A 1,361-nucleotide genomic window follows, 5' to 3' on the forward strand; every position below is an offset into this window, starting at 1 on the left:
GGCCGGGGGCAACGGTGGCGCGGGCGGGCTGCTGTCCGGCAATGCAGGCGTCGGCGGCCCCGGCGGACACGCCGTGACCACTGGAATCGGTGGAACCGGCGGAACGGGTGGGGCCGGCGGACTGTTTGGCGCCGGCGGCGCCGGCGGCTTCGGCGGCGGCAGCGCCGGTGGCACGGGCGCGGCCGGCGGAGCCGGCGGGAGCGCGGGCGCGCTCGCCGGACTGGTCGGTGCCGCCGGCGGTCACGGGGGTGCCGGCGGTCTGGGCCTTGCCGACGGAGGCGCCGGCGGTGCCGGCGGGGCCGGCGGGCTGGTCGGCGGCCCGGGTGGCGACGGTGGAAACGGCGGACTCGGCGGAGCGGGCGCGGGCGGTTCCGGTGGCGCCGGCGGCAAAGCCGGCTTCCTGTTCGGCCAGGGCGGGGCCGGCGGGAACGGCGGTAACAGCGTCGGTACCGGCGGCGGTGCCGGTGGCCACGGCGGCGACGCCGGCCTGTTCATGTCGAGCGGCGGCGCCGGTGGAGTCGGCGGGATCGGAAGTTCCGCCACCGCGGCTGGTGGAGTCGGCGGCGGCGGCGGCAACGCCGGCCTAATCGGCTTCGGAGGCGCCGGCGGGGTCGGCGGGCTCGGCGCCCTCGCCAATGGTGGTGTCGGTGGAACGGGCGGCCGGGGCGGCCTGCTGTTCGGTAGTGGCGGTGCGGGCGGCGAAGGTGGCCAAAGCGTCACCCAAACGGGCGGCGCCGGCGGAACTGGCGGAAGCGCGGTATTCATCGGCACCGCGGGCAATGGCGGCAATGGAGGGTTTGGAATCACCATCGGCGCCGCCGGCGCCAACGGCGCCGCCGGGCCGCTGCAGCCGGTGTTCAACATCATCAACGCGCCCACCGAGGCACTGCTGCATCGTCCGCTGATCGGCAACGGCACCAATGGCGCCGCGGGCAGCGGAGCACCTGGCACACCCGGCGGCTTCCTGCTCGGCGACGGCGGCGCCGGCGGATCCGGCGCGCAGAGCCAAAACGGCGGAGCAGGCGGAGCGGCCGGTCTGTTCGGCAGCGGCGGCGCCGGTGGCAGCGGCGGGTTCTCCACGACCAGCAACGGCGGCAGCGGCGGAGCCGGCGGAGCCGGCGGCGTGCTAGGCACCGGTGGGGCCGGCGGAGCCGGCGCACCTGCATTCAGTCCCACCGGCGTCGGCGGCGCGGGTGGCAATGGCGGCGCGGGTGGGCTGTTCGGCGGCGGCGGGGCCGGCGGAGCGGGCGCATCGACAGAGGCCGCGGGTTCCGGCGGTGCCGGCGGCAGCGGTGGGGCCGCCGGAGCGCTGGCAGGATTCGTCGGGGCCACCGGCGGGCACGGGGGTGACGGTGGCATCG

1 protein-coding gene is annotated in these 1,361 nt (G+C 78.1%); it reads left to right on the forward strand.

Annotated elements, in window-relative coordinates; translation table 11 throughout:
• On the forward strand, positions 1 to 1,361 hold a 1,361-nt coding region (locus BST12_RS34015), incomplete at both ends, for a PGRS repeat-containing protein (RefSeq protein ID WP_342746517.1).

It is taken from the genome of Mycobacterium angelicum, assembly GCF_002086155.1.
Lineage (GTDB): Bacteria > Actinomycetota > Actinomycetes > Mycobacteriales > Mycobacteriaceae > Mycobacterium > Mycobacterium angelicum.